This is a genomic window from Caulobacter sp. 05T431, assembly GCF_056665975.1.
This window is the reverse complement of sequence record NZ_JBFTKU010000004.1, coordinates 221356-239726: the sequence shown is the minus strand read 5'-3', so window position 1 is coordinate 239726 and position 18371 is coordinate 221356. Positions and strand designations below refer to the sequence as shown.

General features: G+C 69.2%; 18 protein-coding genes and 1 tRNA gene. 12 read left to right on the top strand and 7 right to left on the bottom strand.

Translation table 11 applies throughout. The features are described from left to right. Positions 1-64 precede the first annotated feature (64 nt). The 3 genes from AC1U89_RS06105 to AC1U89_RS06095 form a co-directional block, all read right to left on the bottom strand. The gene (locus AC1U89_RS06105) at positions 65-397 is read right to left on the bottom strand and encodes a hypothetical protein (RefSeq protein WP_479898834.1); all 333 of its coding nucleotides are present in this window, start codon (positions 395-397) and stop codon (positions 65-67) included. 165 nt (positions 398-562) lie between these two features. After that, on the bottom strand, positions 563-1135 hold the full coding sequence (locus tag AC1U89_RS06100; RefSeq protein WP_479898833.1) for a response regulator: 573 nt from the start codon (positions 1133-1135) through the stop codon (positions 563-565). A gap of 167 nt (positions 1136-1302) precedes the next feature. After that, entirely contained in the window at positions 1303-1788 is a 486-nt protein-coding gene (locus AC1U89_RS06095; RefSeq protein WP_479898832.1) for an outer membrane protein assembly factor BamE, read from the bottom strand. Between the two features lie 121 nt (positions 1789-1909). Between AC1U89_RS06095 and AC1U89_RS06090 the strand changes: the two genes are divergently transcribed. The 7 genes from AC1U89_RS06090 (at position 1910) to AC1U89_RS06060 (ending at position 6268) form a co-directional block, all read left to right on the top strand. Further along, on the top strand, positions 1910-2440 hold the full coding sequence (locus tag AC1U89_RS06090; protein WP_479898831.1) for a ubiquinol-cytochrome C chaperone family protein: 531 nt from the start codon (positions 1910-1912) through the stop codon (positions 2438-2440). Continuing rightward, positions 2425-2982 carry a YceD family protein gene (locus AC1U89_RS06085; protein WP_479898830.1) on the top strand — a complete coding sequence of 186 codons (558 nt, stop codon included), beginning with the start codon at positions 2425-2427 and terminating at the stop codon, positions 2980-2982. Before AC1U89_RS06090 ends, AC1U89_RS06085 begins: the two co-directional genes overlap by 16 nt. 109 nt (positions 2983-3091) lie before the next feature. After that, on the top strand, positions 3092-4183 hold the full coding sequence (plsX, locus tag AC1U89_RS06080; protein ID WP_479898829.1) for a phosphate acyltransferase PlsX: 1092 nt from the start codon (positions 3092-3094) through the stop codon (positions 4181-4183). Next, positions 4180-5157, top strand: coding sequence for a beta-ketoacyl-ACP synthase III (locus tag AC1U89_RS06075; RefSeq protein ID WP_479898828.1), 978 nt, complete (start codon positions 4180-4182; stop codon positions 5155-5157). The genes plsX and AC1U89_RS06075 overlap by 4 nt, the downstream gene beginning before the upstream one ends. A 187-nt stretch (positions 5158-5344) precedes the next feature. After that, complete coding sequence (locus tag AC1U89_RS06070; protein WP_029915189.1) at positions 5345-5647, top strand: integration host factor subunit alpha; 303 nt, start codon at positions 5345-5347, stop codon at positions 5645-5647. 15 nt (positions 5648-5662) lie between these two features. Then, a complete protein-coding gene (locus tag AC1U89_RS06065; protein ID WP_479898827.1) occupies positions 5663-6094 on the top strand; it encodes a MerR family transcriptional regulator in 432 nt (143 codons plus the stop codon). 97 nt (positions 6095-6191) lie between these two features. Continuing rightward, a tRNA-Pro gene (locus AC1U89_RS06060) sits at positions 6192-6268 on the top strand. Positions 6269-6404: 136 nt separating this feature from the next. Here the strand turns inward: AC1U89_RS06060 and AC1U89_RS06055 are convergent. Next, the gene (locus tag AC1U89_RS06055) at positions 6405-6632 is read right to left on the bottom strand and encodes a DUF2842 domain-containing protein (protein WP_029915185.1); all 228 of its coding nucleotides are present in this window, start codon (positions 6630-6632) and stop codon (positions 6405-6407) included. Then, positions 6629-6892, bottom strand: a complete 264-nt coding sequence (locus AC1U89_RS06050) for a GlsB/YeaQ/YmgE family stress response membrane protein (RefSeq protein WP_029915183.1) — start codon at positions 6890-6892, stop codon at positions 6629-6631. Before AC1U89_RS06050 ends, AC1U89_RS06055 begins: the two co-directional genes overlap by 4 nt. A 157-nt stretch (positions 6893-7049) precedes the next feature. On the opposite strand from AC1U89_RS06050, the gene AC1U89_RS06045 reads away from it, so the two are divergent. From AC1U89_RS06045 to rpsI, 4 genes are all read left to right on the top strand, one after another. After that, positions 7050-8081 (top strand): COX15/CtaA family protein, encoded by a 1032-nt coding sequence (locus tag AC1U89_RS06045; protein WP_479898826.1) that lies wholly within the window; start codon positions 7050-7052, stop codon positions 8079-8081. Positions 8082-8162: 81 nt separating this feature from the next. Further along, positions 8163-9671 (top strand): alkaline phosphatase, encoded by a 1509-nt coding sequence (locus tag AC1U89_RS06040; protein ID WP_479898825.1) that lies wholly within the window; start codon positions 8163-8165, stop codon positions 9669-9671. A gap of 321 nt (positions 9672-9992) precedes the next feature. Then, the gene (rplM, locus tag AC1U89_RS06035; RefSeq protein ID WP_479898824.1) at positions 9993-10466 is read left to right on the top strand and encodes a 50S ribosomal protein L13; all 474 of its coding nucleotides are present in this window, start codon (positions 9993-9995) and stop codon (positions 10464-10466) included. Between the two features lie 3 nt (positions 10467-10469). Further along, positions 10470-10943 (top strand): 30S ribosomal protein S9, encoded by a 474-nt coding sequence (rpsI, locus tag AC1U89_RS06030; protein ID WP_479898823.1) that lies wholly within the window; start codon positions 10470-10472, stop codon positions 10941-10943. A gap of 76 nt (positions 10944-11019) precedes the next feature. Here the strand turns inward: rpsI and AC1U89_RS06025 are convergent, their stop codons facing one another. Then, the gene (locus tag AC1U89_RS06025; RefSeq protein WP_479898822.1) at positions 11020-11706 is read right to left on the bottom strand and encodes a Crp/Fnr family transcriptional regulator; all 687 of its coding nucleotides are present in this window, start codon (positions 11704-11706) and stop codon (positions 11020-11022) included. Positions 11707-11946: 240 nt separating this feature from the next. On the opposite strand from AC1U89_RS06025, the gene AC1U89_RS06020 reads away from it, so the two are divergent. After that, the gene (locus AC1U89_RS06020) at positions 11947-14859 is read left to right on the top strand and encodes an ATP-binding protein (protein WP_479898821.1); all 2913 of its coding nucleotides are present in this window, start codon (positions 11947-11949) and stop codon (positions 14857-14859) included. Here AC1U89_RS06020 and AC1U89_RS06015 read toward each other — a convergent pair. After that, on the bottom strand, positions 14825-18361 hold the full coding sequence (locus tag AC1U89_RS06015; RefSeq protein WP_479898820.1) for a cytochrome P450: 3537 nt from the start codon (positions 18359-18361) through the stop codon (positions 14825-14827). The genes AC1U89_RS06020 and AC1U89_RS06015 overlap by 35 nt on opposite strands. Between the last annotated feature and the right edge of the window lie 10 nt (positions 18362-18371).

Below are 18371 nucleotides of genomic sequence, written 5' to 3'. Positions count from 1 at the left end.
GACGTGACGACGCCCCGGAGGTTTCCCTCCGGGGCGTTTTCAGTTCAGGGGATCGGCGCCGGCCTTAGCCGTGACGACGATAGTCCTGACGGTCGTGACGCTCGGCCTGGATCTGGCGGCTCAGGCGATCGAAGCGGGCGTCCAGGTCGGCGCGCTCGCGCATCGACAGGCCGTTCGACCGACGATAGCTGGTTTCCAGGCGGGCGATCGAGCGGAACTCGCCGCGCAGGCGCATGGCTTCCGAGCGGGTCAGCGAGCCGTTGCGGACGCCCACGTCGATGCGGTGGTCCAGATTGGCCTGGCGCTGGTTGATCGACTGCCAGGGCTGGGCCTGGGCGGCCAGCGGGGCGGCGGCGACGGTGGCCAGGGCGGCCAGGGCGAGAAGAGTACGCTTCATGTTGTTACTCCGACGATGTCCTGTCGGGCGCCCGACGCGTCCGATGGAGGCCATAAAGCGCCACCCTGGCTGAACGTTCCCGGAGGCCGTCGTTATGTTCGGTTCATGTAGCGGGGGCGCGGCGCGGGACAGCGCCGACGCCACGAACCGCCGACCGGACGTCGGCTAGTAGCAGTCTTCCGGATCGAGGATGGGCTCGTCGGCGACCTGGCCGTGGGCGTCGGCGAACACCTGGGCCTTGGCGGTCTCGGCCGCGCCGCGCCGCTCCTCGCCCTGATAGTCGTAGTCGATCTTGCGCCGGCGGCAGGGGCCGAAATAGGCGGCGGTGCGCACGAAGTCGCGCGGGTTGTTGATCACCTCGTTGAGGCGGTGCAGCACGCCCTTGGCGGTGAGGGGCTTGGCCAGGAACTCGGTGACACCGGCCATGCGGGCCTCGTCCAGGCTGGCGCGGGTGGCGTGGCCGGTGACCATGATGATCGGCGTATAGGGATTGCTGCTGGCCGGCGAGGTGCGCACCCAGCGGATGAAGGCCAGGCCGTCGACCGGCTGCATCATCAGGTCGGTGAAGATGATGTCGACCTCGCGCTCGGTGACGATCTTCAGCGCCTCGACGCCGTCGCTGGCCACGAAGATCTTGCGGATGCCCAGCGACTTCAGGACCGTGGCGATGATCTCGCGCATCGGCTCGTTGTCATCGATGATGAGCACCGTCAGCGGGCGCAGATCAGGCGCACTCACAAGTCGTCCCCCCGGAAGTCGCAGCGCCACGATACGCTGCCGCAGCCCTACTTCCGGAGATTGTATCCGTCGTCGTTTAGAAACCGTTGACGGATAGACAAATTGTCGCGGGATTTCAGCCGCTTATGCTTAACGCATCGTACGGTGAAGCTTCCGCCGGGAAAGGCCTAGCGGCGGTCCTGCGGACGGTTGCCGGGGGTGTCGTCGTCTTGCGGCAGCATGCCGCCGCGGCCGACGTTGCCCAGCAGCTGTTCAAGGATCGTCATCTCGCGGCCGCGGGTCGGGGTCTCATGGCCGTTGTAGGCGATGACCTTGCCGTCCTTCAGCGTGTAGGTGTCGATCGAGGCGACCTTCTCGTCGGCCGGATTGAACTTGATCGCCACGACGTCGCGCTTGATCACGCGGGGCTTGTAGAAGGCCACGCGGTCGGTGGTCTGCGAGATGTAGTACCAGGCGTTCTGGTCGAAGGTGGACGTGGCCGAGGGCGAACCCAGCTTTTCCGTCACGGTCGACTTGCTGTCCTCGCCGATCTTCATGTCGGCGGGCTTGGCCTCGATGGCCTGGAATCCGGAATAGCTCGTGATCGGCGTGCAACCTCCGGCGACGACGGCGAGGCCGATGACGGCGGCGGCGAGAACGGCAGGACGAGACATTGAGGCTCCGGAACCTTGAGCAGGCTGACTTTGACCTATCGCCCGCGCGGGCTTAGTTCAATGGTCCGCGTGGATCGAACGGCTAACTAGTTCCGTGTCGCGGCGAAATCGAGGCGAAGTGATGTTTCTGGACCGGCTGCTCAAACCCAGGCCCGCCAAGGCGGCGGGGGGCAAACTCTATGCCTCGGCGGTGGCCCAGGCCCGTTCGACGGCGTTCTACGCCCGGATGGGCGTCCACGACTCGATGGAAGGCCGGTTCGAGCTGTTCACCCTGCACGTGGCCCTGCTGCTGGAGCGGCTGAAGGGCCAGGGCGAGTCGGCGGCCGAGGTCTCGCAGGAGACCTTCAACGCCTATACGCGCGGCCTGGACGACGCCTTCCGCGAGATCGGCGTGTCCGACACCGCCGTCGGCAAGAAGATGAAGAAGCTGGTCGGCGCCGCCTACGGGCGCATCAAGGCGTTCGACGAGGCCGCCAACGCCTTGCCCGACCGCTCGGTGCTGAGCGCGGCCCTGGCCCGCACGGCGTTCGAGGAGCGCGGCGAGGGCGACTTGGCCGGCCTGACGGACTATGTGGTCGCCGCGCGCGACGGCCTGGCGGCCCAGCCGCTCGAGACCCTGCTGCAAGGAGAGGCCCAATGGCCGAAGGCGTGATCGATCCCTGGCCCAGCGCCGTCTCCCTGGGCCGGGTCAGCCGCGGCGGCGTCGATCTGCGATTCGAGCTGGACGAGGCCGCCCGCCGCGAGATCGCCAAGACCCTGGGCCTGGTCGCGGTGGAATCCCTGACCGCCCAGATCTTCCTGCGTCCCTGGATGGACGGCGCCGAGGTGTCGGGCCTGATCCGCGCCCGGGTGACCCAGGTGTGCGGCGTCTCGGCCGACGAGTTCGAGGAGCCGGTCGAGTCGCGGTTCAGCGTCCACGTCCTGCCGGCCGACAGCGAGTACGCGCCCCAGGACGAGGACACCGGCGGCGAACTGGGCCTGGATCCGGAAGGCGACGACCCGCCCGACGTGCTGGAGGACGAGACCATCGACGTCACCGGCTATGTCATCGAGCACCTGGCCCTGGAGCTGGACCCGTTCCCGCGCAAGCCGGGCGCGGTGTTCCAGCAGCCGCCCGAGCCCGTGGACCTTTCGCCCTTCGCGGCCCTGAAAAAGCTGAAGAGCGACCCCGAAGCCGGCGGGGAAGAGGGCTGAAATGGCCCATTCCTTCCGCTTGCGTGATATGAACGCGGCTGTATCGTCCGGCCGCCTGGCCCTCACCTTTGAACGGGCGGTGCGCCGCTTCTGGAGCCGATAGCGCCTCGTGCCTGATTCCGTAGTCATTTCGATCGACGCCATGGGCGGGGATCACGGTCCGTCGGTGATCGTCCCGGCCGTGGCGCTCGCCGCCAAGAGCCTGCCCGACGTCCGCTTCCTGCTGCACGGGGACGAGGCCCAGCTGAACGCCCAGCTGGCCAAGAATCCGGGGGCGCGCGCCGTCAGCGAGGTGCGCCACACCGACAAGGCCATCTCCATGGAGGAGAAGCCCGCCCAGGCCATGCGCCGGGGCAAGGGCACCAGCCTGTGGAACGCCGTCGAGGCGATCCGGGCCGGCGAGGCCGCCGCCTGCGTCTCGGCCGGCAACACCGGCGCCCTGATGGCCATCTCAAAGCTGATCCTGCGCATGGGCGCCAATCTGGAGCGCCCGGCGATCGTGGCCAGCTGGCCGACGATGCAGGGCGTCTCGGCCGTGCTGGACGTCGGCGCCAACGTTGAGAGCGACGCCAAGCAACTGCTCGAGTTCGCCATCATGGGCGCGGCCTTCCACCACGCGGTGCACGGCTCGCAGCGCCCGACCGTGGGTCTGCTGAACGTCGGCTCCGAGGACCAGAAGGGCCATGAGGAGGTGCGCGAGGCGCACGCCATCCTCAAGGAGACCAAGCTGGACTTCGACTATCGCGGCTTCGTCGAGGGCACCGACATCGCCAAGGGCACGGTCGACGTGGTCGTCACCGACGGCTTCACCGGCAATGTGGCCCTGAAGACCGCCGAGGGCCTGGCCCGGTTCTTCGCCGCCGAGATCAAGACCACCCTGACCTCGGGACCCCTGGCCATGCTGGGAGCGGTGATCGCCTCGGGCGCGCTGAAGAAGATGCGCCGGCGCCTGGATCCGGGGCGCGTCAACGGCGGCCCGCTGCTGGGCCTGAACGGCATCGTGGTCAAGAGCCACGGCGGGGCCGACGCCCTGGGCTACGCCTCGGCCATCCGCGTGGCGGTCGACCTGGCCCGCAGCGACTTCTCGGCCGAGATCGACCGCAACCTGAAACGCCTGACCGAAACCGGCCTCAATGCCGGGGCACAAGACGAGACGGCTGGAGGCGTGTCGGGCGCCGAAGGCCAGGGAGCTTCCGAGTGAGCGTAATTCGTAGCGCCGTCACCGGCGTCGGGGCCTATCTGCCGGACAATATCGTCACCAACGACCAGTTGGCCGAAACCGTCGACACCAGCGACGCCTGGATCGTCGAGCGCACGGGCATCCGCCAGCGCCACATGGTGGCCGACGACCAGCCGGTCTCGGACCTGGCCTTCCGCGCCGCCCAGCAGGCGCTGGAGAAGGCCGGCAAGACCGCCGCCGACGTCGACCTGATCATCGTGGCCACCACCACGGCGGACATGACCTTCCCGGCCACCGCCACCATCGTCCAGCGCAAGCTGGGCGCGCCGGTCGGCATCGCCTTCGACGTCCAGGCCGTGTGCTCGGGCTTCGTCTATGCGCTCAGCGTCGCCGACGGCTTCGTGGCCCGGGGCCACGCCAAGTGCGCCCTGGTGATCGGGGCCGAGGCCATGACCCGGTTGATGGACTGGACCGACCGCGGCACCTGCGTGCTGTTCGGTGACGGCGCTGGCGCCGTGGTGCTCGAACCGCGCGAAGGGCAGGGGACCACGGCCGACCAGGGCGTCCTGGGTTTCGCCCTGCGCGCCGACGGCACCAAGCAGGAGCTGCTCTACGTGGACGGCGGTCCGTCGACCACGGGCACGGTCGGCAAGCTGCGCATGCTGGGCAACCAGGTCTTCAAGCACGCGGTGGTCAACATCTCCGAGGCGATCTTCGCCGCCGCCCAGGTGGCCGGCGTGACCGTGCCCGAGGTGGACTGGTTCATCCCGCACCAGGCCAACCAGCGCATCCTGGCCGGCGTGGCCCATCGCTGCGGCATCGACGAGGAAAAGGTGATCTCGACGGTCGCCCTGCACGCCAACACCTCGGCCGCCTCGATCCCGCTGGCCTTCGCCCAGGGAATCGCCGACGGCCGCATCAAGCCGGGCCAGCTGCTGCTGCTCGAGGCGATGGGCGGCGGACTAACGTGGGGCGCCTGCGTTCTTCGACTTTAAGGCCAAGCTTGGCTGTTTTCGCCCGCTAGCTTGCGCTATCGTCTCAAGTCTTGGCGCTCAGCCTTTGACTCCATGCGATAATCGCGGCATGCAGGCTTGAGTTGATGAGAGCGCGTTGCAGAAACACGGGGCTCACCCCGTCGGAAGCGGGCGCTTGGGGTTTGTCAATCAAGCGTAAGGGGGCGTCATGAAAGGCGCGACATTGACCCGGGCCGATCTCTGCGAGGCGGTCCACGAGGAAGTCGGTCTGACCCGCCAGGATTGCGCGGGGCTGGTCGAACGCACCCTGGATCTGGTCGCCGAGGCGCTGGAGCAGGGCGAGACGGTCAAGCTTTCCGGTTTCGGCGTCTTCCAGGTGCGCGACAAGCGGGCCCGCATGGGCCGCAATCCCAAGACGGGAGAGCCCGCCGAGATCGAGCCCCGCCGGGTGATCGGTTTCCGGGCCTCGCAAGTCATGAAGGCGCGAATCGACCGCGCCTTGGGCGGCTAAGAAGGAATCGATGCGGTGGCGAAGGGGCCCAACGCCTTCCGCACGATTTCCGAAGCCGCCGAGGAGCTGGGCGTGCCGCAGCACGTCCTGCGTTTCTGGGAAACCAAGTTCTCGTTCATTCGCCCGATGAAGCGGGCCGGCGGGCGGCGGTTCTACCGCCCGCAGGACATCGCCGTGCTGAGCGGCGTGCGCGCCCTGCTGCACGCCGAGGGCTACACCATCAAGGGCGTGCAGAAGCTGCACCGCGAGCAGGGCCTGACCCATGTGATCGCCGCCGGCCTGGGCGACAACGGCTCGGCCTCGCTGGACGGCCTGGTCGCCGCCGCCATCGTCGATTCGCCGTCGCACGTCGAGTTGGCCGACGAGGCGAGGGGGCGGCTGGTCCTGGCGCTGGACGACCTGCAGGCCGTGAAGGCCCGGCTGGACGGGCTTTTGCGGGGCGCCTGAAGCGCGCTCCGAACCCCGCTGGGGATCACCCGAAAATCAGCGACAAATCCCATTGCTCCCGGAGAAAGCCGCACCTATAAGGGCGCTCCTTCCGGATCGGAGCGTGGCGCAGCCTGGTAGCGCACTTGACTGGGGGTCAAGGGGTCGCAGGTTCGAATCCTGTCGCTCCGACCATTCCTCCTCGCGGGGATCGGGACCGGAAGAATGGAAAGGCCGCCCTCCGGGGCGGCCTTTTTCGTTTCGGCGGCTGACACTTGCCCCTTACGGATCGCTTCGCGATCGTCTTCCCCAGAGGGGGAAGAGGGGCGGCTCAGCGCCCGATCGGCTTGTCCGCCTTGCCCATCCACGACATCAGCGGCATCAGCGGCAGGCCCCAGCCCATGCCGGCGACGACGAAATAGATCAGGTGCACGGCGCGATTGTTCGGCAGGTAGTCGTAGAGGCTGGTGAAGGCCCAGATCCAGGCGGCCAGGAACACCATGATGCCGATCCCGCCGATGAGCTTGCGAAGGCGGGCGGGGATGAGGGGAGCGCTCAAGCGGGTCTCCGGAAGATGCTCGATACGATGCCGAGGACGGCCAGGAAGAAGATCGCGCCCACGCTGGAGACCAGCAGGCTGCCGAGGAAGCCGTCGAACCGGAACTCMAGCCGCTGGGCGATGAACGTCCCGATGAACGAACCGACGACGCCGATCAAGAGCTTGGTGAAAAGCGCATGACGGCGGGCCAGCACCAGGTCGGCGACATAGCCGGCCAGGATGCCGATCACCACGGCCACGAACACGCCGACCCCGCTCATGTCTTGTCTCCGTCCCGACCGGACGCCCCCGCAGCGCCGGCCTCATCATCGCACGCCGCGCCTTACGCGTCATGAGGCCATGGACGCGGGGCGCTGTCGGGCGTACGGCAAGGCTTCGCCGTATTTCGGCCCCCAACTGACGTTTTTACCGGCTGTCATGACGTCCTTCTTGCGTTCCGATCGTTCCAGGCCCGTCGCCATCTGGCTGTTCGCCGTGGCCTTCCTGGTCTTCTGCATGGTGGTGGTCGGGGGCGCGACCCGCCTGACCGACTCCGGCCTGTCGATCACCCAGTGGAAGCCGATCATGGGCGCGCTGCCGCCGATGTCGGACGAGGCCTGGCGGGCCAATTTCGAGCTCTACAAGAAGATCCCGCAGTACAGGCTGGTCAACGCCGGCATGACGCTGGAGGCCTACAAGGGCATCTTCTGGTGGGAGTGGGCGCACCGGCTGCTGGGTCGTCTGGTCGGGGCCGTGTTCGCCATCCCGTTCGTGGTCTTCCTGGTCCGCCGGATGATCCCGCGCCGCCTGATCTGGCGCTGCGCGGTGCTGTTCGGCCTGGGCGGGCTGCAGGGCCTGGTCGGCTGGTGGATGGTGTCCAGCGGCCTGTCGGAGCGCGTCTCGGTGGCCCCCGAGCGCCTGGCCATGCACCTGGGCCTGGCCTTGGTGCTGTTCATCGCCCTGGTGTGGACGGCCCTGGACGCCTGGTCGGGCTCGCCGCGCATCGAGGAGCGCACCGACTGGCGCGGCTGGGCCCTGGCCTTCCTGGGCGCGGTGTTCTTCCAGAGCCTGCTGGGCGCCCTGGTGGCCGGCAATGACGCGGGCCTGGTCTATAACGACTGGCCGCTGATGAACGGCGCCCTGGTCCCGGCCGAATACGCCGGCCACGGCCTGTGGGGCACGATCGCCCACAGCCAGGGGGCGGTGCAACTGCATCATCGGCTCATGGCCTACGCCCTGTTCGTCGCCGCCATCGTCATCGGCGTGGCCGCGAGCCGCTCGCGCCGCCTGCCGCAGGAGGCCAAGACGACCGCCTTCGTGCTGGTCGGGGTGGTCTGCCTGCAAGCGGGGCTAGGGATCTGGACCCTGATGGCGGCCGTGCCCCTGGCGCTGGGCGTGCTGCACCAGGCCGGGGCGGCGATCCTGCTGGCCACGGCCACGACCTTCGCCTGGCGTGTCAGAAGGCCCTAGTCGAGCCTTTCCACAGGGGCGCACAACGAACTGTCACGAAACGCCAGCACAGGACGTCTGACGTCCCTGCTGGAGCTTCTCGTGACCCGCGCCTTCCTGTTCCTCGCCGCCGCCCTCGTCGCCTTTTCGGCCCAGGCTCAAGCCGCGCCGAAGGCCGCCAAGCCGGCCAAGCCGGCCGCCGCCGCGCCCGTGACCAACGCCGCGCCCGCCGACGCCTACTACCGGGCCGGCCAGGCGGCCCTTGCCAAGGCCCTCACGGTCAATCCGCGCACCGGCAAGGCCAAGAACGTCATCCTGTTCCTGGGCGACGGCATGGGCATCTCGACGGTGACCGCCGGCCGCATCTACGAAGGCCAGCAGCGCGGCGTGGACGGCGAGAGCAATTCCCTGTCGTTCGAGAAGCTCCCTTGGACGGCGCTCTCCAAGACCTACAGCCATGACACCCAGGTCACCGACAGCGCCGCGGGCATCACCGCCATCACCACCGGGGTGAAGACCCGCAACAAGATCATCGGCCTGACGGGCGCGGCCAAGCCCGAGAGCTGCGCCAGCGAGGCGGGAACCCGCGTCGAGACCATCGCCGAACTGGCCAAGGCCCACGGCCTGTCGGCCGGCGCGGTGACCACCACCCGCATCACCCACGCCACCCCGGCCGGGACCTACGCCCACACCGCCTATCGCGACTGGGAAGGCGACAGCGACATGCCGACCGACGCCCTGTCGGGCGGCTGCGTGGACATCGCCCGCCAGCTGGTCGAGGCCCCGGCCGGCCTGCGCCTGGACGTGGCGTTCGGGGGAGGGCGCTCGCGCTTCCTGCCCGAGGCCAAGGACGGCAAGCGCGCCGACGGCCGCGACCTGACCGCCGAATGGCTGAAGACGCCGGGCGCGGCCTATGTGACCACCGACGCCGAGCTGGCGGCCCTGGACCCGGCCAAGACCGGCCCGGTGCTGGGCCTGTTCGCCAACGAACACCTGCCCTACGAGGTGGAGCGGCCGATCCTGGGCGAGGGCGTGCCGACCCTGGCGGCCATGGCGACCAAGGCCGTCGACCTGCTGTCGAAGAACCCCAAGGGCTACTTCCTGCTGGTCGAGGGCGGCAAGATCGACATGGGCAGCCACCTGAACAACGCCAAGCGGACCCTGACCGAGACGGTTGAGTTCTCCAAGGCGGTCCAGGCAGTGCTGGAGAAGGTGAACCTGGACGAGACCCTGGTCATCGTCACCGCCGACCACAGCCACGGCCTGGTGATCTCGGGCTACGCCAACCGCAACGCCCCGATCCTGGGTCTGGCGGGCAACGAGGGCGAGCCGATCCTGGCCGGCGACGGCAAGGCCTACACCGTGCTCAGCTTCGCCACCGGTCCCGGCGGTCCGGAAGGCTCGAACCTGCGCGGCGATCCGACCAAGGAAGACACCGACGACGTCGACTACCACCAGAACGCCACGGCCAACCTGCCCAGCAGCGCCCACTMGGGCGAGGACGTGGGCGTGTTCGCCGACGGTCCGGGGGCCTATCTGGTCCACGGCGTGGTCGAGGAGAGCTTCCTCTACCAGGTGATGCGCCACGCCTACGGCTTCGACGCCCAATAAGCACCGTCATCCTCGGGCTTGTCCTGAGGCCCCCTCTGTCCGCTTCATCATCGACGGCCATTTCGGGGCGCTGCGTTCGCGGCGCCCCGTTCTGCGTTTCAGCGGCGGTTGAAACAGGGGTCCTCGGAACAAGTCCGAGGATGATGGGTGATAATACGGTATCATAATACCGTATCACGAAATCCCTTGTTCCGTAAGGGTTTGCGGAGTTTCTTGCGCACGCATTGTTGACAGGCCGCGAACGCTCCTGTACCTGCCGCCCCTCACGCAGACGGAGCCGCTTCCTTGGCCCCTGACGCACAAGGAATACGGATCAATCCCATGCAAAAGACCACGGCTTCCCTGAAGCCCGCCGAGGTCGAGAAGAAGTGGATCGTGGTCGACGCCCAGGACGCCGTTGTCGGTCGTCTGGCGACGTTCATCGCCATGCGTCTTCGCGGCAAGCACCGTCCCGACTACACCCCGCACGTCGACTGCGGCGACTTCGTMGTCGTGATCAACGCCGACAAGGTGAAGTTCACCGGCAAGAAGCTGGACGACAAGGTCTACTACCGCCACACCGGTCACCCGGGCGGCGTCAAGTCGACCACCCCGCGCAAGCTGCTGGAAGGCCGCTTCCCGGAACGCGTCCTGGAAAAGGCCGTCGAGCGCATGCTGCCCAAGGAAAGCCCCCTGGCGCGCAAGCAACTGACCCACCTGCTCATCTACAACAACGGTGAGCACCCGCACCAAGCGCAAAGCCCGGAAGTCATCKACTTCGCCGGCCGCAACGCCAAGAACACCCGGAGCGCCTAAGTCATGTCTGAAGCTCAAGGCTTTGACGCGCTGGCCAGCCTGTCCAGCAACCCGGAAGCTGCCGCTCCGGCCGAACCCAAKATCGACGCCCAGGGCCGCGCCTACGCGACCGGCAAGCGCAAGAACGCGATCGCTCGCGTCTGGATCAAGCCGGGCAAGGGACAGATCACGATCAACGGTCGTGACCAGGAAGTCTATTTCGCTCGCCCCGTGCTGCGCATGATGATCGCTCAGCCGCTGGAAGTGACCGAGCGCCTGGGTCAATTCGATGTCGTCGTCACCGTGGAAGGCTCGGGCCTCTCGGGCCAAGCCGGCGCCATCCGCCACGGCCTGTCCAAGGCCCTCACCTATTACGAGCCCGGCCTGCGCCCGGTCCTGAAGCCGCACGGCTTCCTGACCCGCGACAGCCGCGTCGTCGAGCGTAAGAAGTACGGCAAGGCCAAGGCCCGCCGCTCCTTCCAGTTCTCGAAGCGCTAAGCGTTTCGGACCTGCATCCGAAGAAAGAGGCCGCGGTTTCCGCGGCCTCTTTTTTTGTCTCGAACCCGGCGCCCGCCTAGGCGGGATGGGCCTCGATGCTCTGTCCGACGGCCCTGAAGACCGCGCGTTCCAGTTCCGGGATGTCGAGGAATTCCAGCGACCGACGGTGGTTCCGGATGATGTTCATCTGGGCCAGKCTGCGCATCTCGCGGGTGACCGCCTCGCGATGGGTGCCGATGCGGTTGGCCAGTTCGGCGTGGGTGGGCGCGCGCGGGATCCGCGCGGCGACCGCACCGTCGCCCCGGGCCATGCGCAGCAGCTCGCAATGCAGCCGGGCCTGGACGTTCAGGGCGCTGAGCTCGAAAACCCGCTCGGTCAGGCGGCGCACCTCGTGGGCCAGCCGGCGGGCAAGCCAGAGGGCGGCCACGGGCGAGGATTCGACGCAGGCCAGGAAGTCCTCGCGGGTCATCATCCGCAGGCGGACGTCCGAGGCGGCCACGACGCTGGCGGATCGCGGCTTGCTGTCCAGGGCCGCCAGTTCCCCAAGGATCGACCCGGGGCCCAGGTCGCGCACCGAGACCTCGCGTCCGTTGTTGGAGTAGAGCAGGACCTGGACCTCGCCCTCGACGACGAACAGCACGTCGGTGGCGTGCGCGCCGACGCTGACGATCGTCCGCCCCCTCGGCGCCCGAATGGTCCGCATGCGCGCCTMGACCTGGCCCCGCAGCGTGGGCTCGATCAGGGGCAGCAGGCCCTGATCCACGGTCCTCTTCTGCTCGATATCCACCGCCCGCCCTCCAGAAGTCGGGGGAGAATACCCTTTCCGGACATGGCCTTGCAATCGAAGCGCGTGCTTCGCGCGCGAAAGCTGTGTTCCTGTCCTGGCCGAAGGCGCCGCCTCGAGCCTCGTCGGGAGGTTGTCCGTCGCGTGAAAGCCTATGGCGATACTACTTTTGGCTGTGATAGCGTTCCGCCAATAGCGAACCTGGGGGGCTAGGGGCGTATGGAGAAGGCGAGCGCGTCGTCCGAGCGCAGGATCATCACGGTCCTGGCGGCGGACATGGTCGGGTCCACCCGGCATATCGCAGCCTGTGACCCCGACGAGGCGCGCGCCTTCCTCGAGCTCTGGTTCGAGCATGTGAGCGCGGCTGTCGAGAACGCCGGCGGCGCGCTGTCCCACTACGACGGCGACGGCGGCGTCGCCATGTTCGGATGGCCGGCCGCTCTCGAGGATCACGCCGACCGCGCCTGCCAGGCGGCGTGGAATATCGTGCATGGCGTCGTGGCGCCCGCGCCCGGTCCGGACGGACAGCCGGTGTTCTTTCGCGTGGGCGTCCATTCGGGTCTGGTCAGCTTGAAGGAAATCGACCGGCATGGTCGGGCGCGTTTCGAGCCGGCGGGCGCTGTCGTGCATCTGGCGCCCAAGCTCGAGAAGCTGGCAGGGAGCGGCGAAATCCTGATCAGCGGCGAAACGTTGGACCTGTGCCGCTGTTCTCTGGAGGTGGTCCGCGAGACGGATAAGGATACGCGGAGAGAGCTGGGCGTGGACGCCTATCGGCTGGCGGCCCGGCCCGAGCGGCGCGATCCGGGCTCGGCGCCGTTGCGCTACCGCTGGCCCATGGTCGGCCGGGACGGCGAGCTGGCGGCCCTGAGCGACCTGTTCTCGACCGGCGGCGCCCGCGCGTCGGCGGCGCTGATCGGCGAGGCGGGGATCGGCAAGACCCGCCTGGCGGCCGCCGCGGCCAACGAGCGGCTCGCGGCCGGAAGCCGGATCCTCACCTTCCAGGGCGACAGCCAGAGGAGCACGACGCCCTTCGCCGCCGCCCGCGAGTTGATCGAGCGCCTGGGCGCGGAGCAAGACGGTCCGACGCGTGGCGGGCTGGACGACGAGGAGGCGGCCGTCCTCGAAGCCGTCGCCGCGCCGGCGCGTCGCGAGGACGCGCGTGCGCCGGCCCGTTGGACCCCGCTGCAGGTCGCCCGGACCTTCGCCAAGGCGTTCGCCGCCCGGGCGGGCGACGAGCCCATCCTCCTGCTGGTCGAGGACCTGCATCTGGTCGACGCCGAAAGCCGGCAGGTCCTGAAGCTGCTGGCGACCGAGGCTCCGCCGCCCGGCCTCAGGCTGCTGGTGACGGGACGTCCGGAAGCCTGGAGCGACGCGGGCGAGATCGCCGCGCTCGTGCTGCGCCTGGAGCCCCTGGGGCGGACCGAGATGAAGGCCCTGGGCCGCTGCCTCTGGCCGACCCCGACCGTGTCCGAGACCTTGCTGGAGCAGGTGCTGGATCGGGCGGAGGGCGTGCCTTTCGTGCTCGAGGAGCTGGTCCGCTCGGTGGACGCGGAGGGCGCCGACGCCTTTCATCGTCTCCCCCAGGGCGTGGAGTCGGCCATCCATGCGCGGTTGCAGCGGGTCTCGCCCCGGGCCAGGGGGCTGGCCGAGGCGCTCAGCCTGCTTGGCGAGGAGATCGAGATCGATTTCGCCCGCGAGATCCTGGGCGAGGATCGCGACGCCTTGCTCGACGACCTGGCCGAGCTGGAGCGCTTTGCCTTCCTGCATCCGGCGGCCGGTCAGACCACGCGTTTCCGGCACCAGATCATCGCCGAATCCTGCGCCAACACGATCAGCCGCTCCCGACGCCGCGACCTGCACCAGGCGGCGCTGGACACGATCCTGGCCCGCGTCGGTCCCGCACTGGCCGGCCGCTACGAAGGCCTGGCGCTGCACGCCGAGGGCGCCGGAGACGATCGCGCCGCCCTGGACTATCTGTGGGAGGCGGGCCTGGAGGCGCGGCGCAGCGTCGCCGGCGGCTCGCTGAACCTGATCTTCGATCGCGCGGTTCGGGTGACCACACGCATCGGCGCCGATGCGGAGAACCGCTTTGTCGACTTCGTGCTGATGGTCTGCGCCTCGATGCTGCAGCTGGGCGAATTCGGGAAGATGAGCACCCATCTGCCGCGCGCCGTCCAGGTGGCCCACGCTCGCGGCCGACCGGACCAGGTCTGCGTCGCGCTGTCCCAGCTAGGGATGCTCTGCTGGTTCGAGGGGCGCTACCAGGAGGGGCTCGACGCCACCACGCGGGGGCTGGAGATGGCGCGGAGCATGGAGGCTCCGGCTCTGATCTTCGCCCACGAGGTGATGGCCACCAACATCCTCCACGACATGGGGCGCGTGGACGAGGCGATCACGCGGCTGAAGCGGCTGGACCAGATGCTGGTCGGCGACCTGGAGACCGCGCGCCTGGGCGCGCCGGCCCTGCCGCGCGCCACCGTCCACGCCTTCCTCAGCTGGTTCATGAACGCCGTCGGGCGCTATGCGGAAGGCGTGGATCACGCCCAGCGCGCCCTGGAGATCGCGGTCGCCGCCCAGGACGCCTATTCGGAGGTGCTGGCCCGCAGCTCGCTGGGGCGGAACCTGGTGAACCTCGATCGCTACGCCGAGGCGGTGGCGTGCCTGAACCAGGCGCTCGATCTGGCCGAGCGCAACGGCTACGACGCGATCAAGGCCAACCTGACCGGCGCGGTCGCCACGGCCCTGACCCGCGTGGGGCGACCCGACCAGGCGGTCCAGCGGGTCCAGGCCTGCCTGGCCCAGAGGCTGCACGAACGGACCGGGCAGTTGGAGGTCTACTATCTCCATGTCGGCTACGCCGAAGCCCTGGTGCGGACGGGCGAGGTCGAGCGCGGCTTGGTCGCCCTGGAGCAGGCCCTGGCGATCGCCCGCGCGGTCGACAGCCCCTGCCTGGTGGTCGACGGCCTGGGGCTGAGGTCCCGCCTGCTGGCCGAACTGCGACCGGGCTCGGCCGCCATCGAGGCCGACCTCGAAGAGCAGCGCGAGATCTGCGCGCGCGCCGGGCTGGTCGCCTGGGCTCCGGGCCCGGCGCGCGCGGTCAGACCGTCGGCGTCGCGGGCGTCACCCGCGTGAACCGCGCCGGAAGGCCGGTGGTCACATTGCCCTTCTTCTCGGGCCTGCCCCCGAGACCGGCCGGCTTGCGCAGCCGCTTCAACCGGCCGGCGGCCCGCAGGCATTCCTCGAGCACGATCATCGCCACCTTGTCGCGACCCCAGCACTTGCGGCTGCTGCCGTCGTCGCCGAACAGCAGGTAGTTCTTCCAGTCCCGGACGGGACCGGTCGGATCCAGATAGGGGCTGAGCGAGAAGCGTCGAGGGTCCTCGAACACCTTGCCGTCGAGATTGGCGGCCTGGATCACGCAGCTGACCCATTCGCCGGCCTTGATCTTGGCGCCGCCGCTCAGGGTCGCGTCGGCCACGCAGTAGCGCATGCGGACCGGGGCGTTGGGATTGAGCCGCTCGGCTTCGTAGATCAACCGCTGCAGGCCGTTGGGCTCGCCCGGCGGCAGCGGACCGGTCGGCGGGTCTCCTTCGAGGCGGGGCAGCAGGCTGGCCAGGTCGATGCGGAAATCGAAGAGGGCGCCCATCACCGAGGCGAAGGTGAGCGGGATTGTCGCCATGCTGGTGCCGACCAGCTCCAGCAGGATCGTGGCGGCCTGCCGGTAGTAGAGCTGTTCCGCCGCGCCGCCCGGCGGATAGGCGGCTGGGTCGCTGACCGCGACGTGGACGAAGGCCTCCAGCAGGGTGGTCGGTTCGTCGAGGCGTCCGTTGTCTCGCAGCGCCGCCCGGGCCCGCGCGGCCGCTTCCGCCAGCAAGCCATCGATATGCTTCCGCATTTCCTGGCCGGCCTGGTGCGAGAAGGCCCGCAGGGTCGCCTGGACCTGAAGATTGCCGATCAGGTCGGCCAGGATCAGGACCGACCAAACCTGCAAGGTGGCGGCGGGCGGATGGTCCGGCCTGCCGTCCGGGCCGAGCCAGTCCTCCGGCACCTGGGCCAGGTTGAACCGCCCGAACGGCAAGGTGTCCACCAGGTCGCTCGGCCGGCTCGGGCCGGGCACGCCGAAGACCTTGGCCATGACGGCGTAGGTGGCCGGCGCCGCCAGGTCCCTGACCAGATCGAGCCGCCGGGCGTCGGCGATCCGGTCTACGGCGGTGGCCAGCGCCGCCCGGGTGCTTTCGCGCAGGAGGGCGGGCAGGGTCATCTGTTGGCCGGCGAAGCTGTTCCCCAGTCGGCCCCAAGCCTGCCGCAGGAGGAGTGACAGCTGCTCGCGACTGCTCGGCGTGGGGTCAGCCGTGTCCGTGGCGACCAGCATGTCCTCGCCCGCGATCACCTGGGCGGCTTCGCGGTAGTGCTTGACCGAAAAGTCCTGTCCGTCGCCCCGCAGGATCTTCACGACATCGCCGTGCCTGGCGACGAAGACCATCGTGCTGGGACTGTCCGGGTCGGGCGTGGCGATGCGGAGGCGGGGGACCTGGTCGTCCTCGACCCCGACGCCCCTCAGCCGCCTGGGCGTGAACAGGCCAGGCGTGTCGCAATCGCCCAGGGCGTACCCCTCGTAGGGCAGTTCCCCCGGCTTCGGCGCGAAGGTCTCGCCCCCCGCCAGCGCCTTCACCACCGGCACGCCCGGCGCGAAGAAGTAGTCTCCGCCTCGGGTGACGACGAAGCGGGGCAGACGGGCCACCGGGGCGACGGCCCCGGCCTCCAGGAAGCTGTCGCCCTGCCGGCCGTCGTGGGCGCCCAGGACCGGGCAGCGGCCGAGGCCGGCCTGGCCCAGGAACTCGCCGCCGTTCATCCATTCGGACTGGATGACCTCGAACTGCACGTCGATCCGAGCGTTGGCGGCGACGAACAACAGGCCGCGCCGTTCGTCGTTCCGCGCCGCATCCGGCGGGAGGAGGGGGCCTCCATAGCTGATCGACCGCCGGAGGATGCGGTGGCGGCTGGCCGCGTCCCGTCCGCCGATGTCGCGCGGATTGGTGCGCCGGATATGGGCGCCGAGGGGGCACTTGCGTCCCTCGGGGTCGATGTCCCGATCGACGTTGGGATCGCCGACGGCGTAGCGGAAGTCGTTGAGCTGGGCTTCCGTCAATCCGCCGGCGTTGGGCGCGTCGGGAGACAGGACCAGCGGCGTGCCGTCGGGCCAGCGCCCCATCATCTGGGCCGCCAACTTGATCTGGGCGCCGGTGTTGTTCGGCCGCTGCGCGGCCAGGAAGGCGCGGAAGCCCGCCACGTCCTGCTCCAGCTTGCGGAAGACCAGGAACGTCGAGCCGGCGCGCAGGTCGGCGCTGATCGGCAGCTTGTGAAGCGTGCCCCGCTCGTCGGACTGGTCGAGGAAGATCTCGCCCGGCTCCACGGGCTTCCAGCTCCGGTTCGCAAGCGGTCGTCCTCCGCCGGACGGCGGCGGCGCCAGGCCGAGGTCGACGAAGGGCTGGCTCAGGCCGTCGCGGAAGCCGAAGTGCTCCACGCGGGGCTCCTGGGTGAGCGGGGCGTTCTCCACGACCGTGTAGGGATCCTGGCCCAGTTCGACATGGACGATCTCCATGCCCAGGCCGCGGAAGAGAAGCGACATCCAGTAGCGGAGCTTCTCGCCACGCTCGTCGGCGGGGTCGTTGAACGCGGCGACGTCGTCGCGGACCCCCTTCCAGAAGGTTTCGTCCAGTTCGCGCTGGGTGAAGCCGCCGCCGCCCGAGAAGTAGCCGTGGATGCTGGGCAGTCCCAGTTCCCCCTCCCACGCGCCCGGATCGCTGGGCCCGGTGTCGTGCAGGCGGGCGGCGCGGGCCGCCATGCCTTCCTTGAAGGCGTCGGGGAAGGACGCCAGCGTCAGGGGATCCAGCTGCAGCTTCCGCAGGCCCGGGAAGGTGAAAGCCAGGTTCACCGGCAAGGGACGGTCGGCCGGGGCGTCGCCGTCGGCGKCGGTCTCGCCCCGCAGGGCGGCCTGGGCGTCATCCTTGTCAGGGGCGAGCGAGAGGCCGGCCTGCCGCAGGACCTCGAACAGGGTCAGGGTGGGCAGGAGTCCGATCTGGTCCTCGGCCTGCCKGCAGGCGGCCAGCAGGGCCATCCTGTCGGCGACCGGGCCGCCGGCCATCTGGGTGATCAGCGTCACGCCGTCCAGGACCTCCCGGGGCGTCAGCTTGCCGTCCTTGAAGCTCTTGCCGACCCAGGCGAGCAGCGGGTCGTTGGCCGGCGCCTCGCCTGTCGCCGTCGCCTTGATCGGCGCGGCGTCGGCGAGGTCGCGAAGCCGCTTCAGCAGGGGCTCGGCGTCGGCGCAGGCGATCAACTTCAGCCAGTCGCGGAAGACGTTGACCGGCCCCGGTTCTTCGCTGCGCCGATGGGCGTGCAGCAGGGCGGGATGGGCGAAGTCCAGCCACAGGGCTTCCTGATGGGCGGGCTCCTCCGGACAGGTCGAGATGCGCGCCTTGGTCGCCGCGATCTGCTCGTCGTCCAGGATGCGGAAGAAGAAGAACAGCAGCCAGTCGCGCGGCTTCTTGCCGGGGCGTTTGGCCGGACGCAGGAGGTTGGCCTGGACGTCCTTGCTGGTGTGGCGGTCGATCTGAATGGCTCCGTCGGCGCTCATGGCCGGCCCC

Coding starts and splice junctions, on each gene's coding strand:
- AC1U89_RS06090 (WP_479898831.1), top strand. CDS start 1,910: ATGTTTCTGGACCGGCTGCTCAAACCCAGGCCCGCCAAGGCGGCGGGG.
- AC1U89_RS06105 (WP_479898834.1), bottom strand. CDS start 397: ATGAAGCGTACTCTTCTCGCCCTGGCCGCCCTGGCCACCGTCGCCGCC.
- AC1U89_RS06095 (WP_479898832.1), bottom strand. CDS start 1,788: ATGTCTCGTCCTGCCGTTCTCGCCGCCGCCGTCATCGGCCTCGCCGTC.
- AC1U89_RS06070 (WP_029915189.1), top strand. CDS start 5,345: ATGAAAGGCGCGACATTGACCCGGGCCGATCTCTGCGAGGCGGTCCAC.
- AC1U89_RS06045 (WP_479898826.1), top strand. CDS start 7,050: ATGACGTCCTTCTTGCGTTCCGATCGTTCCAGGCCCGTCGCCATCTGG.
- AC1U89_RS06020 (WP_479898821.1), top strand. CDS start 11,947: ATGGAGAAGGCGAGCGCGTCGTCCGAGCGCAGGATCATCACGGTCCTG.
- AC1U89_RS06085 (WP_479898830.1), top strand. CDS start 2,425: ATGGCCGAAGGCGTGATCGATCCCTGGCCCAGCGCCGTCTCCCTGGGC.